Source organism: Acaryochloris thomasi RCC1774 (genome assembly GCF_003231495.1).
Taxonomy (GTDB): domain Bacteria; phylum Cyanobacteriota; class Cyanobacteriia; order Thermosynechococcales; family Thermosynechococcaceae; genus RCC1774.
Genome location: NZ_PQWO01000024.1, coordinates 18380 through 37814, shown reverse-complemented (window position 1 = coordinate 37814; position 19435 = coordinate 18380). Strand labels below are relative to the sequence as shown.

Below are 19435 nucleotides of genomic sequence, written 5' to 3'. Positions count from 1 at the left end.
ATGCGGTCGGTCAAGCTTAGCAAGCTGTTGAGATTCCTCCGTCGCGACTTGGGACTGCCTTCCCAGTCTCTGCGACTGGCTCTGCGACATTCTGAGACGGAGGAATCGATCCAGTTGCCTATGATTTTGTGGCACTACGGCCTCATTTCACTGCAGCAGCTTGACCAGATCTTTGACTGGTTAGATCAGGAGCGTAGTCCGGCCTGCAAATCTTAGCCCAGCCCTTTTCACAAGCCTCATTTTCGTCAAGGAACCATCGAGTATGACAGTTAAACAAGTTGGGCGGTTACTGGTCGCAGCCTTCAAGGAGTGGAATCAGGACAAAGCCCCTCGGATGGCAGCGGCGTTGGCCTACTACACGGTGTTTTCTTTGGCACCGCTCCTGCTTTTAATCATTGCGATCGCAGGTATTTTCCTGGGTCAAGAAGCCGCCCAAGGGCAGATCCTCAGCCAGTTCCAAGGGCTGTTAGGAGAACAGGGCGCCAAAGCAATTCAATCGGCAGTGGAAAACGCGAGTCAGTCGGGGGGCGGTTTTCTAGCCTCTGCGATTAGCATCGTAGCGCTGCTGTTTGGGGCTTCGGGTGTATTTACACAACTGCAAGCCGCACTAAATTCTGCCTGGGAAGTCAAGGCGAAACCGAAACTCGGATTTTGGGGCTTTATTCGGAGTCGGTTTCTGTCCTTCTCAATGATTTTGGTCATTGCTTTCTTATTAGTAGTGTCCCTGGTGGTCAGTGCGGGACTAGCGGCTCTCAATACATACATGAGTGAGCTGCTACCGGGCGTTGATGTTCTCTGGCAGATTCTCAATATTGTCATCACCCTCGGCGTATTGACGCTATTGTTCGCCATGATTTACAAGGTTTTGCCCGATGCAAAAGTGGCCTGGAAAGATGTTTGGACAGGCGCTTTAGTGACTGCAGTCCTATTCTCGGTGGGAAAAGTTGCTTTGGGCGTCTACATCGGTAATGGCAGTGTGGGCTCTGCCTATGGTGCCGCTTCCTTTTTGTTGATTTTGCTAGTCTGGATCTACTACTCAGCCCAAATTCTGTTTTTCGGCGCGGAACTCACTCAGGTCTACGCCAGTCGTTATGGCTCTAAAATTGTTCCTACCGAGTATGCGGTTTCGGTGGGAGAAGAAAGCGATCCGACCTCTAGGAGTACGCCGTAATGAATAATCCGATTACCAGACTTGTGCTGCTTGGATTTTTGCTCTGCCTTACGATCTCACCTTTTGCAGGCTTAGCACCGCTCATGATCATATTACTCGTCGCCAGCGTGGCCTGGATGCTGGGGATTGTGCAACGGATTATCTTGGGGCAGCCGACTAGAGAAAAAGTAAAAGGCTGAGATAACCAAGCTCAGCACAATAAAATAGCTCACGAGTGCGGCATCAACGATCAAGCACTTGGTCTATCCAATCACCTCATTTCACATATTCGGAAAATCGTTCCTTGCAGATCTGGGAAACACGATCTACTCCTTATTTTCAATACAGTAGAGTTTACAAATGACTAAACTAGAGAATATTTAGACTCACTTCACCTCTTGAATGCGAGATTACTTTCGCCTCTCGCGGGATGATAGGTTCAAACAACTATGCCTAAAATCCATTTCCTATATCCAGATTTAATCGAGAACAGACACGCTAAATCATTTTTTTTATCATTTAAGAGAAAAGCTGGAATCATAATTGTTTCACAGCAATCGTCTGTGCAAATTCATTGCTAGCCTATGATTGCGCAGGAGGTTGGCAATGCAAATTGCTTATATCCCTATTGAGGTGGGGAAGTTCATCCATTCTAAATCAAATATATTTTCAGAACCTAATATTGGAACAGGGATAGATTTTTTTGAGTTCCTCTGCAATTCCCTCTATTGTTCAGCCTGAAAATTCATCTCAGAAATCAGGCTGGATTAGCTCATTCATTCTATCCGCAAGAAAAGATTCCATGAGCTTGCTTTTCTTTGTCTCCAGGGGGAGATAACTAGATACACCAAAAATATCTCAGATGCCTTTCAAGGTCAAAGCAAAATTCGGTTAACCTCACCAGCATTTCGGTAAACCAAACTTGAGGTGTGTCAAAAATGGCTTTAAAAATAGAGATAACATCCTTCAGTTGAATTTAATCTAGGAGGTTAAAACTATGGCAATCGTGCGTTTTCAACCTTATCGAGAAATGGAAGATATTCAGAGACAGATGAACCGTCTTTTTGAAGATATGATTACGCCCACTAACCGCCAGGATGGTGTGGATCTTGCATTTACACCTGCGGCTGAATTTGACGAAACGGATGATGCTTATCAGCTCAAGCTAGAAGTTCCTGGCTTAGAGCCTGATGACATCAATATTGAGGCGACAGCAGAAGCCATTTCAATCAGCGGCGAGCGCCAATCTGAGACGAAAGCCCAAAGGCAGACCCGTTCTGAATTTCGTTATGGAAAGTTTCAGCGGATTCTGCCATTACCCGGTCGAATCAAGCATCAAGATGTCGCAGCTGACTACAAGAATGGCGTTCTGAAACTAACGTTACCAAAAGCTGACGAGGAGAAAAATCGAGTGGTCAAGGTAAGCCTCAACCACAGCTAAGCTTCACTCAGATTTGGAGGACTAAAGAAATAGTCCTCCAAATCTGGAGTTTACAGAATTTTTGCAGCAACACACAAAATTGGGGACATCAGACAATGGCAAAAGTAGTTGGAATTGACCTTGGAACAACCAATTCCTGCGTGGCGGTAATGGAGGGGGGACAGCCCACCGTAATCGCCAATGCGGAGGGGCAACGAACCACTCCTTCAGTGGTGGCCTATGCGAAAAATGGCGATCGCCTCGTGGGTCAAATCGCCAAGCGCCAGGCGGTTATGAATCCAGAAAATACGTTTTACTCTGTGAAACGCTTTCTCGGTCGTAAATACGATGAAGTTTCGAACGAGATGACCGAAGTTTCATATAAGGTGCAGCGAAACAGCAGCGGCAACGTCAAGCTAGACTGCTCCGCTGCTGGCAAGGAATTTGCACCCGAAGAAATTTCAGCCCAGGTTCTGCGAAAGCTGGCCGACGATGCCAGCGCCTATTTGGGCGAAAAGGTAACGCAGGCCGTTATTACGGTTCCAGCTTACTTCAACGATTCCCAGCGTCAGGCCACTAAAGACGCCGGAAAGATTGCCGGTCTCGAAGTCCTACGGATCGTTAACGAACCCACCGCGGCATCATTGGCCTATGGCTTAGATAAGAAAACAAACGAAACGATCTTAGTCTTCGATCTCGGAGGCGGAACCTTTGACGTCTCTGTTTTAGAAGTGGGTGATGGCGTTGTTGAAGTGAAGTCCACGAACGGTGATACCCACCTTGGTGGTGATGACTTTGACAAAAAGATTGTTGATTGGCTCGCTAATGAGTTCAAGGCCAATGAAGGTGTCGATCTACGACAGGATAAGCAAGCGCTACAGCGTCTCACCGAAGCGGCGGAGAAAGCCAAGATTGAGCTATCCGGCGCAACGCAGGCCAATATCAACTTACCTTTTGTCACAGCAACTCAGGAGGGTCCAAAACACTTAGATACAACTCTCACTCGGCGTCAGTTTGAGGAGATGTGTGCTGATCTGCTGGATCGATGCCGCGTGCCGGTAGAGCAGGCACTTAGAGATGCCAAGCTCTCCAATAGCGATATCAATGAAGTGGTGTTGGTGGGCGGTTCTACCCGTATCCCAGCGGTTCAAGAACTCGTGAAGCGCACCATCGGCAAAGAGCCATCTCAGGGCGTCAACCCCGACGAAGTTGTGGCGATTGGCGCTGCCGTTCAGGCGGGTGTCTTAGCAGGTGAAGTTAAGGATCTGCTCCTGCTGGACGTGACGCCACTCTCTCTCGGCGTTGAGACCCTGGGAGGCGTGATGACACGACTGATTGATCGCAACACAACCGTTCCTGCTAAGAAATCAGAAGTGTTCTCCACGGCTGATGATGGTCAAACAAGCGTTGAGATTCATGTGCTGCAGGGCGAGCGCGAGCTAGCGTCTGCTAACAAAAGCCTGGGTACTTTCAAGCTGGACGGCATTCCATCTGCCCCCAGAGGCATTCCTCAAATTGAGGTGACGTTTGACATCGACGCGAACGGGATTCTATCTGTTTCAGCAAAGGACAAAGGTTCGGGCAAAGAGCAGTCGATCACAATTTCAGGTTCCTCAACGCTGGATAACAGCGAAGTGGATCGGATGGTCAAAGATGCTGAGTCTCACGCCGATGAAGACCGTCAGCGCCGTGAGCGGATTGATGCCAAGAATAATGCTGATGCAGCCGTTTACCAGGCTGAAAAGCAGCTTCAGGAGCTGGATGATAGGATCGCAGCCTCAGACAAGGCGCGCGCTGAAGGGTTGATTAAGGAGCTGAAAGATGCGATCGCATCTGAAGACACCAACCGCATGCAGTCTCTGACTCAGGATCTACAGCAGGCGCTGATGCAAGTTGGAAGTTCCCTCTATGGCCAAGCAGCGGCTGATGCCCCTTCTGCTCCATCAGATTCTCCCAGCAGCGACGACGTGATTGATGCTGATTTCGTCGAGAGCAAATAGCCCCACCTCAGCGTTATGATGCAATGTGACAGACTAACTAAGCTAGCCTGTCACATTGCAAAACTTTTAGATGATCTGTATTAGGCTGAGCCTAACTACCATCAGCAAAAAGACCACAGTCTAGCTACGCTCCAGTCAAGTATTCTCTAGCCATAGAGGCTTTAATTATGAGTCCATCTCCTCCAGAACCTAGCATTCCAAGAGATCTAGCTATCGTTAAAGTGAGTCCTGAAACTGATGCTCTCGTTGAACGAGACATGCCGGATGCCGAAGAATCTGTCAAACAGGAAACAAAGAATCTCGTCGAGGCTCTCAAGCGGAAAGCGCAAGCCGAAGTTCAAGGTGCGCAAAACGTGGCTTTAGATACCTACCTCGCAGCAGTACAAACAGCAAAAGAAGCGGTCAATGAAACCCAGCTCATTGATCCGAAGCAAATTGAGCGATCCGCCAATCTTTTAGCTCAAGATGCTCAAGATAACTGGCAGGGCATGGTGGATGAAATGACATTACTGGGCGATCGTCTGGCCGAAGCGGCCCAAGCCGCCTGGGATGTCCTAACTCGGCCCAAATAAAAGGAGGAGGAAAGAGCCTAGAACAGCCTTTTGCAGGCCGCTTTTTACTTTTTTGTGCTCACCCTGGGGATTCGCCGATCATCTCTTCAACCTCAGCTCGTGAAAGATAGGACCATGGCGTCCCCGGTTTCGGCAGCGTAAACCCGTCCTTCGCCCATTCAATCGGAATCTTACGGAACGCACCCAGTAAATCTAATGGTTCTGGGGTGCAAGAGAGCCATGTTGTGCGGTCTGGATCGAGCTGATAAGTATCCGTTGCCCCCGTCACAATCGCCTCAATGCGCTTGATCGCGAGTGTCTCGTCCTCAGCTTCAGAATTTTCGACAATCACTACGTCGAAATTGGGCCTCCGGTAAATCGTGAGCTGACAAGTTGAAGGCGTACCTTCAAGTCCCTGGAACGTATAGGTGACCACTTCTGCAGGCATAGCTTCTCTCTTAATTCCTTTCCGCCGACGGTTGAGTCACTCTTACTGTACTCTATGTACCCAGCGCTCAAGATTCAAGACGACAGGGATGCCTTGTAATCTACATCCCACCAGCAGCGGGGCAAACTCTCACCAGAAGGAAACCGCAGTTGTTCCTTGGGGTAATCTGTGGGCGGCTGCTCTTCTTCACCTGCTTGTGAGCGACCAGATACCTCTTGGTGCATAGGGTTAAACAGAGTCTCAACATCCAAAATCTTGATGAGCGTTTCAGTTTGCTTATTTTGTAAAAACATAGGTCGCTAATTGAGTTAACAGATAGTACCGATCACCGATGATCACGCATGGCTTGAGATAGCCCTTCGCTATGCGGCTCAGTGGCCCATAATCTAACAGCTTCAGAGAAGGCAGAGCATCTATCAATTGGCGTAAGTTTTCATAGATCAGCAAAGCATTTTGGGCAGAGACAAACTCAAGGGCAATGCTATTTTTCTCTTCTTTATTTCTTTCTCTATCTTTAGATACAGGCAGGCTGGAACTGAGCTTGTCTAGACTTATGAGAATGGTTTACTGCAGTATGGCCTGCAAGTCCATTATTTATGACAGCACCAATCTTGATTAGCCTCTAAACTGAGCTTCGCTGCATCTCTGCACTCAAGCCCTTAATACTTAGCCGTCTCGCATCAGCCGACACCTAAGAGTAGATAAGAGTCAGTAGAGATCCAGGCTATGCTCCTGATTTAATCAACATTCCTGAAGTCAATAGGCAGCTTGTGTCTCAGAACAGGTTTGCCCGCTGCTCTAAGCGAAACAGCACTGCAGTTAAGAGAACGGTTCTTGACCACTGGTGTTTCCTAGTTCCGCACGCTCCAGACTCATAGGAACATTCATTGTGAATCAAAATACTTCGGCAAACCAGTTGCTAGCGGCTTTGCCTGCGGCTGAGTATGGAAAGCTTGTCTCCAGTTTAGAAAAGGTATCCTTAGAGAGTGGGCAAATTCTCTATGAACCCGGTGAACCCATCCAGGATGTTTACTTCCCGCTGCGAGCCGTTGTTTCTTTAGTCTCAATCATGGAGAACGGTGCGACGACTGAGGTCGGAATAGTCGGATCTGAAGGCATGGTTGGGCTGCCGATTCTTTGGGGTGGCCAATCCATGACCAGTCGGGCCATTGTCCAAATTCCTGATGGTGCCTTTAGGCTGACGGCCGAAAAATTGATGGAGTTCGCTCAACCCGGTACTGTTCTTTTCAAGCACTTGCTGCTTTACACGCAGGCGCTATTCAGCCAGGTTTCTCAGACGGCGGCCTGTAACCGGCAACATACGATTGAAGAACGTCTTGCCCGCTGGCTGCTCTCAGCCCAGGACTGCGTGCAGCAAGATGAACTGGGGCTGACCCAAGAATTTATTAGTAATATGCTGGGCATCAATCGTCCCGGTGTCACCATTGCGGCCGGCATTCTGCAGCGAGCAGGTCTGATTCGCTATCGACGGGGCCGGATTACGATCCTAGATCGAGATGAGCTGGAGGCTGCTAGCTGCGAGTGCTATTCCCTCGTAAAGACAGAGTATCGGCGATTAAATCGCCTCCAAAAGCAGGGAGAGTCCCTTGGCTAACTTTTTTGACTATGTTCGAGGTCTAACAGACGCTCATAATCAGCTATGGAAGGCTGAAATGCAGTACAGGCGAGTTTTTCGCTGTTCAATGACACCTCTCGCTAGTGATTTATAGAGAACCTTGGCAAAAACAGACAGGCGACATCTTGAGTGCCTCATGCTGTTGGTGCGATCGCATTCTCTTTCAAGAAAATGGGATTTTGTTTTGTCAGCATTGCTGGCAGAAGCCCGCCGGAGAGCGACAACCGCCGCGAATTTTAGCCGTTGATGATAATTTTGATAGCCTACTGGTGATCTCTGCTACCTTGGAATCGTTTGGGTTTCCCTACGTTGGCCTATCGGAGGGGTTGAGGATGATTCCGTTCCTGCAGCAGTACGAAGCCGATCTGATTTTGCTAGATGCGTTGTTGACCGACATCGACAGTCAAGCTCTGCTTGAATCCCTGCGGCGGAATGTTGCGACCCAAGACATTCCGATTGTGGCGGTGACGGCCTTGGCTAACATGAGCGATCGCGAGCGCCTATTGTCTGTTGGCTTCAATGACTATCTCAGTAAACCCTACCAGCTTGATGATCTCAGAAGAGTCATATTGAAGAACCTGCCCAAGTCCTCCTTACCCTAAAGCCACACATATTTTTGCAGCGTATATTCTTTGTGCGTGACTCTGTAGACAAGATAGTAGGATGTGCTTGCCTCTACAGACTTTCCCTGTCTTTCCTTTTACAATTACTGTCACTCATCATCAACATTGGCCTATGACTGCGTCTAATGCTTTGCTAAGTTCATTTGAGCTGCGAGATCTGTCACTGCAGAACCGAGTAGTGATGGCTCCGATGACGCGATCTCGAGCGGGCAAAGAACAGTTGGCAAATGCTCTGATGGCGGAATACTATACCCAGCGAGCCTCTGCAGGATTAATCATTACGGAGGGAACGTTTATTTCCGATCAGGCCATCGGTTGGCAGCACGTTCCCGGCATCTATACGGATGAACAGACTCAGGCTTGGCAGCAGGTTACAGATGCTGTTCATGCTCAGGGAGGAACCATCTTTCTGCAACTATGGCACTGCGGACGTGCGTCCCACAGCAGCTTTCATGAGCACAATCAGCCTCCGGTTGCACCGTCAGCGATCAAGATTGACGGCGATTCAATTCACACACCGGAGGGTAAGCAGCCTTACGAAACGCCTCGTTCTTTGGAAACTGATGAAATTGCGCAGGTCGTGGATGATTATCGACGCGCGGCTAAGAATGCGAAGGCTGCAGGCTTCGATGGCGTTGAAGTTCACAGTGCCAACGGATATTTGCTCGACAGCTTTCTGCAGAGCAAAACAAATCAGCGCCAAGATGATTACGGCGGCAGTCTGGAAAACCGCTATCGCTTGCTCAAGGAAGTTGTGGAGGCTGTTACTGCGGTTTGGCCTGCTAACCGAATCGGCGTGCGGCTGTCGCCTAACGGTAACTACAACAGCATGGGATCTCCTGACTACCGCGAGACGTTTTCCTATGTGGCACAGCAACTCAATAGCTTCGGATTAGCCTACCTGCACGTGCTTGATGGTTTGGCGTTTGGGTTCCACGAGCTGGGTGAACCGATGCAGCTTAGTGAGTTTCGCTCATTGTTTGATGGCCCGCTCATGGGTAACTGCGGATATAGCCGAGAAGAGGCAGAAGATGCGATCGCAAACCAACAGGCAGACTTAATCTCCTTTGGTCGTCCGTTCATCAGCAATCCCGATTTGGTGAAGCGTTTCACGAACGACTGGCCCCTTAACCCGTCGCCGGATCAAGGCATTTGGTATTCCTTCGATAAAGAAGGGTATACCGACTTTCCTACTTACGCGGAGTAGAACTAGCAAGTGGTGCCCCAAACTTGCTTCAGTCCTCCTTGAGGTGATGGGTATATAGCCAAAATCTATCTCGCTAAGACAATGGATGTCTATCTTTTGGTCGAGGCTCTGCCAGTGTTTGCCTCCTACTCTGATGGTGGAATAAATACTATTGTTTAGACCCCAAGAGCTATGAGCCAGCCGACAGATTCCAAGCAGGACAGTGTGCAGCAGCCTCTCACGCCTGAGCAAATTTCACCAGAGAAGCAGACCCAGCCAGAAGCAGACCCAGCAGATCTAGCGGTTAATTCCGGTGACGTTGTTAATTCAGAAAAGACCGTAGAAGAGAAAGCTCAACAGGTGGCAGTGAACGCCTCAGATATTACGGGTGATCGTGAAGTGGTTCCCACATACTTTGTGGTTGATCAGCCCGATGGTGAGCAAGAAGCGCTCCACCACGTTAAAGATGCGGAGAAAATTTCTGATACGATTCGGCAAGCGAGAGTCGACGAAGAGGGCGATCGCAAATGGCGGTAATGCTCTTTATACATCGATGAGGTTCCCTGCATGACTCGCATCCTTGTTTTGTACGCCTCACTCGGTTCTGGACACGTCAGTGCCGCGCGAGCGTTGTGCGATGCCTTCTCTAAAATCCCCGATTTAGAGGTTCACAGCGAAGACGCTCTGGCCCACGCCAGCCCTATCTATCGGGGCCTGATCGTGCGCACCTATGAGCAGCTCAGCGAAAACATGCCGATTTTATACAAGGCATACTACGAAGGCAGCGACGTTGATGATTTAGAGCGATCGCTCGACAATAATCTGGCTTGGGCCAAACTAGAGCGACTGTTCTTCCGTGAACTGGGCCAACTGGTTCGCAATATTGATCCTGATATCGTGGTCTGCGTGCAGCAGATTCCGAGCCGTTTACTGCAGCTTCTAGAATCTGAAGATCAGGTCTCAATGCCGCAGTATGTGGTGGTGACCGATGCCGTGGTTCACAGCACCTGGATCAATAACGGCGTTGATAAGTACTTCCTGCCCAACGAAATTAGCAAGCGGATGCTGATGCAGCGCGGCATCGACGCTGACGCACTTCACATCTCTGGGATTCCCGTAGACCTTAAGATTGCAGAGCCAAAGGTGAAAGCGGAGGTGCGATCGCAACATAGTCTTCCCCCCAACCAACCGATCATCACTCTCTTTGGGGGTGGCCTGAACGCCAAGCGAGTCCGCAGGATGGTTCAGGATTTGCTAGAGTCCCCGGAATCTGGACTCTTAGTCGTCGCTGCAGGCCGTAGTGATGAACTGCTAGAGGCCCTGGAAGATATGGATGATGGGCCACACATGCGGCTCAAGAAAGTTGGCATGATTGATTATGTAGATGATTTGATTGTGGCTAGCGACCTAGTGATTACCAAAGCTGGAGGCTTAATTACCAGCGAAGTTCTCGCCCGCAGCACTCCAATGGTGATTGTTGACCCGATCCCCGGCCAAGAAGAAGAGAATGCAGACGTGATTGCTGCTGCGGGTGCAGGGGTGCAAATTCGATTGCCTGAAATGGTAGCTCCTGCTGTTCGGTTTTTGCTCAAGCACCCAGAGCGACTAAAAGAGATGCAGCAGTGGGCCAATGCGTTGGGGCGCCCTCACGCCGCGCTTGAAATCACTGAACAAATTATGGCAGATGCGCAGTCTCGCACGTTGTCCCAAGCTTCCTAGCAAAAGGCTGGCGATCCAAAGCTGGCCGTACATCGGCCTCTCCTCTGGGAGGAGATTACTAAAAACCTCAAAAAACGGATATGACTTCTACCCAACCCTTTCTCTGGGGTGTTGCCACCTCTGGTTATCAAAGCGAAGGGGGCTTCAACGGCCCCGACCAGCCCCAAAACAACTGGTCTCAAGCAGAACAATCCGGAGAGGTGATGACAACGGGTGCAGCGTCAGAGTTCTGGCAGCGCTATGAAGACGACTTTACAACCTGCAAACAGATGGGGCTAACGGCATTCCGAATGGGCCTAGAATGGCCACGGATTCAGCCAACCACGGACCACCAAACGGGCCTTGCTCCCACCTATGACCGCGCCGCCATCGATGCCTATGCCGATCGGATCGCCGCCTGTCGCCGCCAGGGGTTAGAACCGATTGTCACGCTGCAGCACTTTACCCATCCCGCTTGGCTGGGAATAGATGCATGGCTAGAGGAGCGGACCATTAGCGCTTTTGCTGATTACGTTCAGGTGACGGTGACGCAGCTCAATCGTCGATTAGTAGAGGTTCATGAGCTAGCGCCAATCCACTGGTATATCACGATTAACGAACCCAATATTCTCGTCAACAACACCTATCTCAATGATCAATTTCCTTCAGAGACAAAGGGCGGTCTGGACCATATTTTTCGAGCCTACAGTCATTTATTAGCGGCCCATGTCTACGCCTACAATTTAATTCACGACACCTACGAAGCCCAGGGATGGCCAACGCCGAAGGTCTCGCTCAACACCTACTGTAGCGATCTGTACTGGTCTGACCAGCTGATCTGGGATTTGTTGCTCAGCAGACAGCGAGGTATTCAGCGTGCCGACCTATCGGACTACGTATACAACAGTGCCAAACGATTAGAGACAGCCTTGAGTGAAGCTAACTTTCCATTCAAGCGCGACTTACCCTACCGATTGGGACAAGCGGTGCGCTGGGTCGCAAACCAGGCTGGGCATCGGACCTTCGAAGCCAGCAAGCTAGAGAAGTTCTTTCAGGTTTTGGAAGGATCGGTGCGATCGCAAGTCGTCGATTACCTCGCTTTTGACTACTACGATCCGTTTTTAGCTCACACATTGAGGTTTCCAATCTTTTCAGACTTTGAGTTCGAAACAAAAGGTCTAAGAAGCTGGCTCGTGAGCGGCATGATGAGCAAATGGTGGGAATGGCGCAGTCTACCCAATGGGCTATATTTCTTCACCCAATACTATGCCCAAGCTTTTCCTGACCTACCCATTCTGATTGCAGAAAATGGCATGGCCCTACGGCGCAAACCGGACAACAGTATTGTCGCGCCCCGACAGGATCAGCTCAGCCGCAGTGACTTTTTGAAAGCCCACCTTGGGCAAGTACAGCGCTTACGAGAGGAAAAGATTCCGCTGGTGGGCTACATGCATTGGTCGTTAACCGACAACTACGAATGGGGGTCCTATACACCCCGGTTCGGGCTATTTAGCATTGATTTCACCCAGGGTGGAGAGCGGCAAAAAGTAGATCAGCTCGGCGATTGCCCCTCAGAAACCTATGCAGCATTTATCCAGCAGCAGAAATCAACGGCAATTGTTAAGCTTCATGCTGATGGTTCTTGAGATGACAGTCGCTCTCAGCAAGGGAAAATATCACCCTGCCGCAGACACCTCCGATCAAATAGATTTCAGCTGCAGCGTGGAGCTAAGTAGAACAGACTCCCCTGAGAGAATATTAGGGAATCTAGAACCTCAACAGCTTGGCTAAGCCAACAAGTTTCAACTTGCCTATTTTTGCGATTGATGAGCCAGCGACATTGTCCTAGATCGTTTCCTTGAACGGAGTATCAACTTTTTCAAGACAAGGTCACTGGAGCTTTTGGAAGCAGGCGAAGACATTGTAGGAATCAGTGGCGAGTAGCCCCACCATCCCTTCAAAAACAACGCCCCACCAAAAGGCAAGGCGCTTTGTAATTTCAAACCGAGAAGCAGTTATTCAACCCCTTCAATTTTGTCTTCGACCTCTTGGTAAAGCTCACGCAGCTTATCGAGGTTCTCTTCACTGGTTTCCCAATAGCCGCGACCATTGACCTCCAGCAAAGTGCTAACCACCTTACGAAACGAGTGAGGGTTGAGGTTCATCAAGCGATTCCGCATCTCTTCATCGTCGATGAAGGTAGTGTTCACATCTTCATAAACCCAGTTATCTACGGCACCAGCCGTTGCCGACCAGCCCATTGTATTGACCAATCGCTTGGATAGCTCACGCACACCTTCGTAACCGTGGCTAAGCATTCCCTCATACCACTTGGGATTGAGGAGCTTCGTACGGGCATCAAGACGGACGGTTTCGCTGAGCGATCGCACTTGTGCATTCGCCGTTGTTGTATCAGCAATATACGAATTTGGCTTCTTCTTATCGTCCCGAAGACTCGAAACCACCTTTGTTGGATCCGAGTCAAAGTAGTGACTCACGTCCGTGAGGCTAATCTCAGAGGAATCTAGGTTTTGGAATGTGGCATCTACAGTTTTGAGCGATGCTTCCAAAATCTGCCGAGACTGGTCCATATCGCCAGGGCTATCTGACGAGAAGGCAAAGGACTTGCGCTGCAGATACATCTCCTGCAGTTCAGCCTCTTCGTCCCAACTGCTGTTTTCAACTGCCAGGTTTACGTTGGCTGCGTAAGAACCAGAGGCATTGGAGAAGATTCGAGTCGCGGCCTGTCGGACACTGACACCTAAATCGTCGGCCTGCTGCATCGCGTGCTTACGAACAAAGTTCATCTCTAGCGGCTCGTCAGCTTCCGCTGCCATCTTCACAGCTTTGTCGAGCAGCGCCATTTGGTTGATGAACAAATCTCGGAAGACGCCAGAACAATTCACCACCACGTCAATACGAGGGCGACCCAATTCCTCAAGAGACAGCAGCTCGATCTTATTGACGCGACCAAGAGAGTCAGGCATGGGCTTAGCGCCTACCATCCACATAACCTGGGCAAGAGATTCACCATAGGTTTTGATGTTGTCTGTGCCCCAGAGAACAAGAGCAATAGACTCAGGCCACTCACCATTATTCTCAATCTTCTGACGCTCTAGAAGCCGGTCGACAACTACTTTGGCCGACTGCACGGCTGCGGCAGTTGGAATCGCCTGCGGATCGAGGGCATGGATATTCTTGCCCGTGGGCAGTACATCTGGATTGCGAATGGGGTCGCCGCCAGGGCCAGGAAGAACGTACTCACCTTCTAAAGCCTGGACTAGAGCACCGACTTCGTTGTCGGCTACCACCTGCTTGAGGCAGAACTCTAGATACTCAATCAGCGGCTGCAGCGTCTCTTCATCCACGTCAGGATAGCCGGATTCTGCAAGAGCTTTGACCCAAGGCTCTTGCTTTTTGCCGAAGTTGAATAGCTTCAGCGGTGACAGCTTAGAAACGCGGCCCTCTTCATCAATTTGGGTATGGACAAGAGCGGAGACTGCCGCGCGGGTCGCTTCAGTGATGGAGTTGAGTAACTCCACATCCTCAAGCACACCGCGATCGCTGTTGTGAAAAATCTCTTCTCGGTCACGATTGACGCTGCGGGCAATCAGGCTGGGCAGACTGACGATTTCTTCTTCTTCACGATCAAGGCTGGCGATGTTGACTAGAGTTGCGATCGCTTCTTCTGCAGTCGGGGGCTTACCCACCACATGCAGACCACAGGGCAGCAGACGCGCCTCAATCTCCATTAGCTTGATGTAGATCTTGCCGACTATCGTGTCGCGCTCTCCAGCGGACATCGTTTCAGCATCTACATCTGGCAGGTTTACATCCTGATCGAGATTACAAAGACGAGCCTTGTCCATAATCGTGTTGACAATCGCGACACCGCGACCGCTGTCTTTTAGCGTCTGATAAGAGCCAATGAGTTCATTGAGTTCCTTCAGCCCTTTATAAAGACCAGCATTCTCCGCTGGAGGCGTGAGGTAGCTGATCGTGTTGGCATAACTGCGTCGCTTTGCAATCGTCGCCTCTGACGGATTGTTAGCCGCATAGTAATAAAGGTTGGGAATATTGCCGATTAGCGTGTCGGGATAGCAGTCGTTAGACATACCGATCTGCTTTCCGGGCATGAACTCCAGAGAGCCGTGGGTACCGAAGTGAAGAACCGCATCCGCCTGCCATACTTTCTCTAGATAGGTGTAGTAGGCCGCAAATCCGTGGTGAGGACTCGCTGAGCGAGAGAACAGCAGCCGCATCGGATCGCCTTCATAACCAAAAGTAGGCTGAACACCGATAAACAAATTGCCGTAGTGCTTACCAAAGATTAGAAGGTTCTGACCGTCGCTATTAAGATTTCCCGGTGGCTTACCCCAGGACTCCTCTAAACGCTGTGAATAGGGTGTCAGGGATTCGTACTCACTGACAGACATCCGATGAGCGATGTTGAGTTCAGGACTGTTGTACTGAGCTTGCGCATCATGGAGAATCTCCAGCATTAGCTCTTCTGACGTCTCCGGCAGACCTTCGATGGAGTAGCCTTCTTCTTTGAGAGTTTCCATCACTTTATAAATAGAACCGAAGACATCTAGGTAGGCGGCTGTACCGACGTTGCCTTTATCTGGCGGGAAACTGAAGACCGTGATCGCCAACTTCTTTTCAGCCCGTTTCTTATGGCGGAGGTTGACCCACTTCATGGCTCGCTGGGCGACCATCTCAATACGATCTTGAAGTGCGATCGCACGTCCGGTCACCCCGTCACGACCCGACAAAACAATCGGCTCAATCGCACCATCTAATTCAGGAATCGCAATCTGCAGCGCTGCCTGAATTGGGTGAAGGCCCAGATCGCTCTCCTCCCATTCCTCAGTGGTTTGGAACACCAGCGGCAGCGCCACCATATAGGGGCGATTCAGCTTCTTGAGCGCATCCACCGCCTTGGGATGATCCTGACGCGCAGGACCGCCGACTAGGGCAAAACCCGTGAGAGAAACAACCGCATCTACAAGCGGAGTCTGCCCGTTGGCCGGATCATAGAAGTACTCCTCAACGGGCTTCGAAAAGTCTAGACCACTTGCGAATACGGGAATGACCCGAGCGCCGCGAGACTCTAGCTCTTGAACGGTCGCAACGTAGTGAGCATCATCGCCTGTTACCAAATGTGTCCGTTGCAAAATCAGGCCCACGGTAGGCGCATCGACTGCCCGCAGAGCCTCAGGGATATCTTTACGAGAAGAGAACCAGTTGAGGTACTCTTTAACATCGCTGAACATTTCCAACGCTAGCGGATGCCAAATCCCTGTATCAAGATAGGTGACCGGATCGGCAAATTGAACCTTATCCTCAAGCTCAGGAATATACCGATTCGCCAGCATCAGCAGGAAGTTCTCAAGGTTGTCCTCTGAGCCACCGAGCCAATACTGAAAGCTGAGCATGAAGTTGCGAGCATCCTGCGCCTTGTCTACTGGCAGGTACTTAAGCACCTTGGGCAATGTCCGCAAGAGCTTCAACATGCCGTCTTGGAAAGAGGCCCCCTTCTCTTCTTTCCGCTTGCGCATGAACTGTGCGATCGCACTTTGGGACTGACCCAAATTCGCCATCGTAAAGCTACCCATCTTGTTGAGGCGCATAACCTGCGGCATCGATGGGAACACCACCGCTACATCTAAATTGTCACGGTGGGGCTGAACAGCTTCGACAACCTTATCGGCAAGGTCTTCAATAAAGATTAAAGATGCAATAAAGATATTGGCGTTCGCGACATCTTCTTGAAAGGCTTCATAGTTCTCAGGAGAGCGCAACTCTTCGAGCAAATAGCCACTTAACTCAATGGCTAACTCCGAGTGACCCTTATTAATGGCCTTAGCTGCCGCCGTGAGCGAGCTTTGATACTGCGGCTCTAACACGACATAGACCACTTTCATCAAGGAGCGACCGCGCAAATCATTAGGCGCAACGTGTCTAATCGTGGATTTGACGTGGGTGAACATGCAAGCGAACTCCTTAGGGACAGGGTATACGTTTGTTGACGATCCTTCGTTTATATTTACGATCTCTATCAAAGAAATCGAAACTAAAACGACGACAACACTGGAACTGACACAATTTGATAGAAATTTCGCAACACTTGTTTACGGTGCGTTACAAAACCGGCAGTAATTGCTTACAAAAGCACCTTAGCTTGTAAGGCCAAGAGAACAGGGCGAAGGCAGTCACTCTATAGGTTAGCGACCGTACACATACTTAATTGTAAGGGCTAGACGGATGGAGCAAAAGGAAGAGATGCCTAAGATTACGACAAGTACTTAGCGATGCGTTCCGGCACTATCGCACTAGTGGAGGAGAGAAGATACTCTGGTCGGCGCATCTTTGTCCATAAGCTTAAGGAAACATTAGGTTAACTTTTATTCGGCCCCAGAGCCGATATTGTATAGAAGCATTGCAAGTTGAAGGCTGCAATAGAGGCTCTATAGAGAGTTAAAGTTCTTGCAGTTCAGCAGTTTGCACCATGCACTCTTCTAGAAAAACATGCTATAAATAGAAGAGTAGAGTTAACAAAAAGTAACGTTAGCTTCATTAACAATCTGTTTTACCGAGCTTGTTACAGCAGATTTGTTGCCTTTAAAATGTTGATTTTTAGGAACAGTACCTGTCATGGATTTTTTGGATAAAGTACTGGAAAAGCTTAAGGACGTTGCCCGACGGGTCGCTGAGATCCTTCTTGGTCCTGATATGGAACCAGAAATGGAGCCTGTGCCAATTCCTGTTCGGAACCGCGAAATCTACCGCTAGCCAGTCGGCTACCCAGAATTTTGAGCATCGGTGACTTGAGCATCTTGGTTCTGCATGGGCCAAACTTGAACCTTTTAGGGCAGCGTGAACCAGAGATATATGGTTCGTCCACCTTAAATGACATTGATCAAGCTCTGATACAGCTCTCTGCTGAACTTGACGCTAAGATTCAGCCGCTACAGTCAAATCATGAAGGCAGTCTGGTAGACGCGGTTCAAAGTGCGGCAAAGCAGCACCAAGGCATCCTTATTAATGCTGCAGCTTACACACATACGAGTGTCGCATTGAGAGATGCGATCGCATCTGTTGGTCTCCCCGCAGTCGAGGTGCACCTTAGCAACATCTACAAGCGCGAAGATTTTCGTCATCATTCATACATCGCGCCAGTAGTGGTTGGCCAGATTAGTGGCTTTGGTGCTGATAGCTATACCTTGGGGCTACGTGCCCTCGTGAACCATATTCGGTCGCAGCACTGAAGCTGATTTCGCACCGTCTTGATAAACAGTTTGCCCTAGAGTCGAAAAGCAGCAAGGTCTTCGCTTGCTTTAGGCTGGTCCTTGCTTCGCTTACCATTGCTTGAAGCGGCAGACGCTGAAGATATCGAAGAACTTACTTCAGAGTTCACCTGTACCTGAGTGACTAGATCCTTCCAGGATACCTGCTTATTTTGCTCCAGCACCGCTAGCAGATCGACAAAGGCTTTAATTGTGTTTCGGGGAGTGCGGAAATAGGCTTCGCCGATATACTGCGAGCAGTGGGCCATGAAAGCCTGGATACCGTCATCGGGAATCAACTTCTGCTTAGGATTGCCGCTGGTAAACACCATCCGAATTTTGCTGAGCAATATATATAAGTCTTCTGCACTCAGGTTCGCGAGCCGGATCACAGGGCCAGTGTAGTCGACCAGTCCTTGAGCAGCAAAGCTATTCTCGGCCAAACGGGTCTGAAGCGCCGGATAGCTGTAGAGACCCTTGCGCGAATCCATGAGAAATTCTGGTGTGCCGCCCATGATAAAACCAATACCAGAGGCTGTGCCCTGCAGGCTATCGTTGAGGATGCGTAAGATTTGCTCGTAGTTCGTTTTGCGGGACTGGGTATGGGCCATTTTATAGAGATTGACCATCTCATCCATGCACACCAGGAAACCGCTGTAGCCTGCTAGCTTCACGAGCTGGGCAAACAGCTTTAGCTGATCATAAACAGAGGCATCATCTACGATGGAGCGCACCCCCAAAGCCGCACGGGCTTCAGTTTTAGTGGTGAATTCTCCTCGCAGCCAGCGGACAGCATTGGCTTTGAGAGTATCGTCTCCAGAGTCGTGGCCCCGCCAGTAGGCAGCAATGACTTCGGCGAAGTCATAGCCCCCCACATACTCAGAAAGATGAGCCAATCGCTCTCGGATGATTTCTTCGGGGTCTAAGTTGCGATCGCGTCCCTCTGCAATAGCGGATGTCACAAACCGCTCCACGACACTAGACAGGGCACCACCTTCAGGCTTCGTGCGCGTAGACAAATTCGCCATCAACTCAGAATACAGAGCACGGGCCTGTCCGTTTGTGGCATGGAGCCTGCGATCGGGCGTGAGATCAGCCTGGGTGGTGACAAACTTCTTTTCCATTGCGATCGTACGCATTAGCGACAGAAAGAAGGTTTTACCCGAACCATATTCGCCAATCACAAAGCGGGTTGCAGAGCCACCATCAGTAATCCGCTCAATGTCACGCAATAGTGCCTTAATTTCTTCTACACGGCCCACCTGGATCAGATGCTGACCTTTACGGGGAACAACACCAGCCTGCAAAGCCTGAATGACGGCATCTCGTTCCTTTGGCTTAATTTTGGCCGTAGCCATTCTCGACTCCCGTTGCTGAACCATGCTGGCGTCTATGACCGCCACGCTGGCAACAGTCTAAGGGAAACCCACAGCA

At 50.0% G+C, this 19435-nt stretch carries 18 protein-coding genes; 14 read left to right on the top strand and 4 right to left on the bottom strand.

The genetic code is table 11. The features are described 5' to 3' along the window. The 6 genes from C1752_RS23640 to C1752_RS23615 all read left to right on the top strand — a co-directional run bounded on the left by C1752_RS23640 (position 1) and on the right by C1752_RS23615 (position 5142). Positions 1 to 216 carry a DUF2949 domain-containing protein gene (locus tag C1752_RS23640; protein ID WP_110988517.1) on the top strand — a complete coding sequence of 72 codons (216 nt, stop codon included), beginning with the start codon at positions 1 to 3 and terminating at the stop codon, positions 214 to 216. Positions 217 to 262: 46 nt separating this feature from the next. Continuing rightward, positions 263 to 1171, top strand: a complete 909-nt coding sequence (locus C1752_RS23635) for a YihY/virulence factor BrkB family protein (protein WP_110988516.1) — start codon at positions 263 to 265, stop codon at positions 1169 to 1171. Beyond that, positions 1171 to 1350, top strand: a complete 180-nt coding sequence (locus C1752_RS23630) for a hypothetical protein (RefSeq protein ID WP_110988515.1) — start codon at positions 1171 to 1173, stop codon at positions 1348 to 1350. The genes C1752_RS23635 and C1752_RS23630 overlap by 1 nt, the downstream gene beginning before the upstream one ends. Positions 1351 to 2147: 797 nt before the next feature. Then, positions 2148 to 2591: an Hsp20/alpha crystallin family protein gene (locus C1752_RS23625; protein WP_110988514.1), complete on the top strand. Its 444-nt coding sequence runs from the start codon at positions 2148 to 2150 to the stop codon at positions 2589 to 2591. A 95-nt stretch (positions 2592 to 2686) separates the two neighbouring features. Further along, positions 2687 to 4570, top strand: coding sequence for a molecular chaperone DnaK (gene dnaK, locus C1752_RS23620; RefSeq protein ID WP_110988513.1), 1884 nt, complete (start codon positions 2687 to 2689; stop codon positions 4568 to 4570). Between the two features lie 167 nt (positions 4571 to 4737). Beyond that, positions 4738 to 5142, top strand: coding sequence for a hypothetical protein (locus tag C1752_RS23615; protein ID WP_110988512.1), 405 nt, complete (start codon positions 4738 to 4740; stop codon positions 5140 to 5142). A 58-nt stretch (positions 5143 to 5200) separates the two neighbouring features. Here the strand turns inward: C1752_RS23615 and C1752_RS23610 are convergent, their stop codons facing one another. Beyond that, on the bottom strand, positions 5201 to 5569 hold the full coding sequence (locus C1752_RS23610) for a hypothetical protein (RefSeq protein WP_110988511.1): 369 nt from the start codon (positions 5567 to 5569) through the stop codon (positions 5201 to 5203). Between the two features lie 74 nt (positions 5570 to 5643). Then, complete coding sequence (locus C1752_RS23605; protein WP_110988510.1) at positions 5644 to 5862, bottom strand: acetyltransferase; 219 nt, start codon at positions 5860 to 5862, stop codon at positions 5644 to 5646. A gap of 593 nt (positions 5863 to 6455) precedes the next feature. Between C1752_RS23605 and C1752_RS23600 the strand changes: the two genes are divergently transcribed. The 6 genes from C1752_RS23600 to C1752_RS23575 all read left to right on the top strand — a co-directional run bounded on the left by C1752_RS23600 (position 6456) and on the right by C1752_RS23575 (position 12358). Further along, the gene (locus C1752_RS23600; protein WP_110988538.1) at positions 6456 to 7184 is read left to right on the top strand and encodes a Crp/Fnr family transcriptional regulator; all 729 of its coding nucleotides are present in this window, start codon (positions 6456 to 6458) and stop codon (positions 7182 to 7184) included. A gap of 146 nt (positions 7185 to 7330) precedes the next feature. Continuing rightward, positions 7331 to 7807: a response regulator gene (locus tag C1752_RS23595; RefSeq protein ID WP_158535173.1), complete on the top strand. Its 477-nt coding sequence runs from the start codon at positions 7331 to 7333 to the stop codon at positions 7805 to 7807. 133 nt (positions 7808 to 7940) lie between these two features. After that, positions 7941 to 9035, top strand: coding sequence for an alkene reductase (locus C1752_RS23590; protein WP_110988508.1), 1095 nt, complete (start codon positions 7941 to 7943; stop codon positions 9033 to 9035). 171 nt (positions 9036 to 9206) lie between these two features. Further along, positions 9207 to 9551: a hypothetical protein gene (locus C1752_RS23585; protein ID WP_110988507.1), complete on the top strand. Its 345-nt coding sequence runs from the start codon at positions 9207 to 9209 to the stop codon at positions 9549 to 9551. Positions 9552 to 9581: 30 nt separating this feature from the next. Next, positions 9582 to 10733, top strand: a complete 1152-nt coding sequence (locus C1752_RS23580) for an MGDG synthase family glycosyltransferase (protein WP_110988506.1) — start codon at positions 9582 to 9584, stop codon at positions 10731 to 10733. A gap of 80 nt (positions 10734 to 10813) precedes the next feature. After that, on the top strand, positions 10814 to 12358 hold the full coding sequence (locus tag C1752_RS23575) for a glycoside hydrolase family 1 protein (protein ID WP_110988505.1): 1545 nt from the start codon (positions 10814 to 10816) through the stop codon (positions 12356 to 12358). A 369-nt stretch (positions 12359 to 12727) separates the two neighbouring features. Here the strand turns inward: C1752_RS23575 and C1752_RS23570 are convergent, their stop codons facing one another. Continuing rightward, positions 12728 to 16705, bottom strand: a complete 3978-nt coding sequence (locus C1752_RS23570; protein ID WP_110988504.1) for a magnesium chelatase subunit H — start codon at positions 16703 to 16705, stop codon at positions 12728 to 12730. A gap of 664 nt (positions 16706 to 17369) precedes the next feature. Between C1752_RS23570 and C1752_RS23565 the strand changes: the two genes are divergently transcribed. Beyond that, positions 17370 to 17507: a DNA topoisomerase I gene (locus C1752_RS23565; protein ID WP_110988503.1), complete on the top strand. Its 138-nt coding sequence runs from the start codon at positions 17370 to 17372 to the stop codon at positions 17505 to 17507. Between the two features lie 26 nt (positions 17508 to 17533). Beyond that, complete coding sequence (aroQ, locus tag C1752_RS23560) at positions 17534 to 17983, top strand: type II 3-dehydroquinate dehydratase (RefSeq protein ID WP_110988537.1); 450 nt, start codon at positions 17534 to 17536, stop codon at positions 17981 to 17983. A gap of 35 nt (positions 17984 to 18018) precedes the next feature. Here the strand turns inward: aroQ and C1752_RS23555 are convergent, their stop codons facing one another. Continuing rightward, a complete protein-coding gene (locus C1752_RS23555; RefSeq protein ID WP_110988502.1) occupies positions 18019 to 19359 on the bottom strand; it encodes an ATP-binding protein in 1341 nt (446 codons plus the stop codon). Positions 19360 to 19435 lie beyond the last annotated feature (76 nt).

Bases quoted from the DNA above. Each gene is read 5' to 3' on its own strand.
- C1752_RS23640 (WP_110988517.1), top strand. From the start codon at position 1: ATGCGGTCGGTCAAGCTTAGCAAGCTGTTGAGATTCCTCCGTCGCGAC.
- C1752_RS23635 (WP_110988516.1), top strand. From the start codon at position 263: ATGACAGTTAAACAAGTTGGGCGGTTACTGGTCGCAGCCTTCAAGGAG.
- C1752_RS23630 (WP_110988515.1), top strand. From the start codon at position 1,171: ATGAATAATCCGATTACCAGACTTGTGCTGCTTGGATTTTTGCTCTGC.
- C1752_RS23625 (WP_110988514.1), top strand. From the start codon at position 2,148: ATGGCAATCGTGCGTTTTCAACCTTATCGAGAAATGGAAGATATTCAG.
- dnaK (WP_110988513.1), top strand. From the start codon at position 2,687: ATGGCAAAAGTAGTTGGAATTGACCTTGGAACAACCAATTCCTGCGTG.
- C1752_RS23615 (WP_110988512.1), top strand. From the start codon at position 4,738: ATGAGTCCATCTCCTCCAGAACCTAGCATTCCAAGAGATCTAGCTATC.
- C1752_RS23610 (WP_110988511.1), bottom strand. From the start codon at position 5,569: ATGCCTGCAGAAGTGGTCACCTATACGTTCCAGGGACTTGAAGGTACG.
- C1752_RS23605 (WP_110988510.1), bottom strand. From the start codon at position 5,862: ATGTTTTTACAAAATAAGCAAACTGAAACGCTCATCAAGATTTTGGAT.
- C1752_RS23590 (WP_110988508.1), top strand. From the start codon at position 7,941: ATGACTGCGTCTAATGCTTTGCTAAGTTCATTTGAGCTGCGAGATCTG.
- C1752_RS23585 (WP_110988507.1), top strand. From the start codon at position 9,207: ATGAGCCAGCCGACAGATTCCAAGCAGGACAGTGTGCAGCAGCCTCTC.
- C1752_RS23580 (WP_110988506.1), top strand. From the start codon at position 9,582: ATGACTCGCATCCTTGTTTTGTACGCCTCACTCGGTTCTGGACACGTC.
- C1752_RS23575 (WP_110988505.1), top strand. From the start codon at position 10,814: ATGACTTCTACCCAACCCTTTCTCTGGGGTGTTGCCACCTCTGGTTAT.
- C1752_RS23570 (WP_110988504.1), bottom strand. From the start codon at position 16,705: ATGTTCACCCACGTCAAATCCACGATTAGACACGTTGCGCCTAATGAT.
- C1752_RS23565 (WP_110988503.1), top strand. From the start codon at position 17,370: ATGGATTTTTTGGATAAAGTACTGGAAAAGCTTAAGGACGTTGCCCGA.
- C1752_RS23555 (WP_110988502.1), bottom strand. From the start codon at position 19,359: ATGGCTACGGCCAAAATTAAGCCAAAGGAACGAGATGCCGTCATTCAG.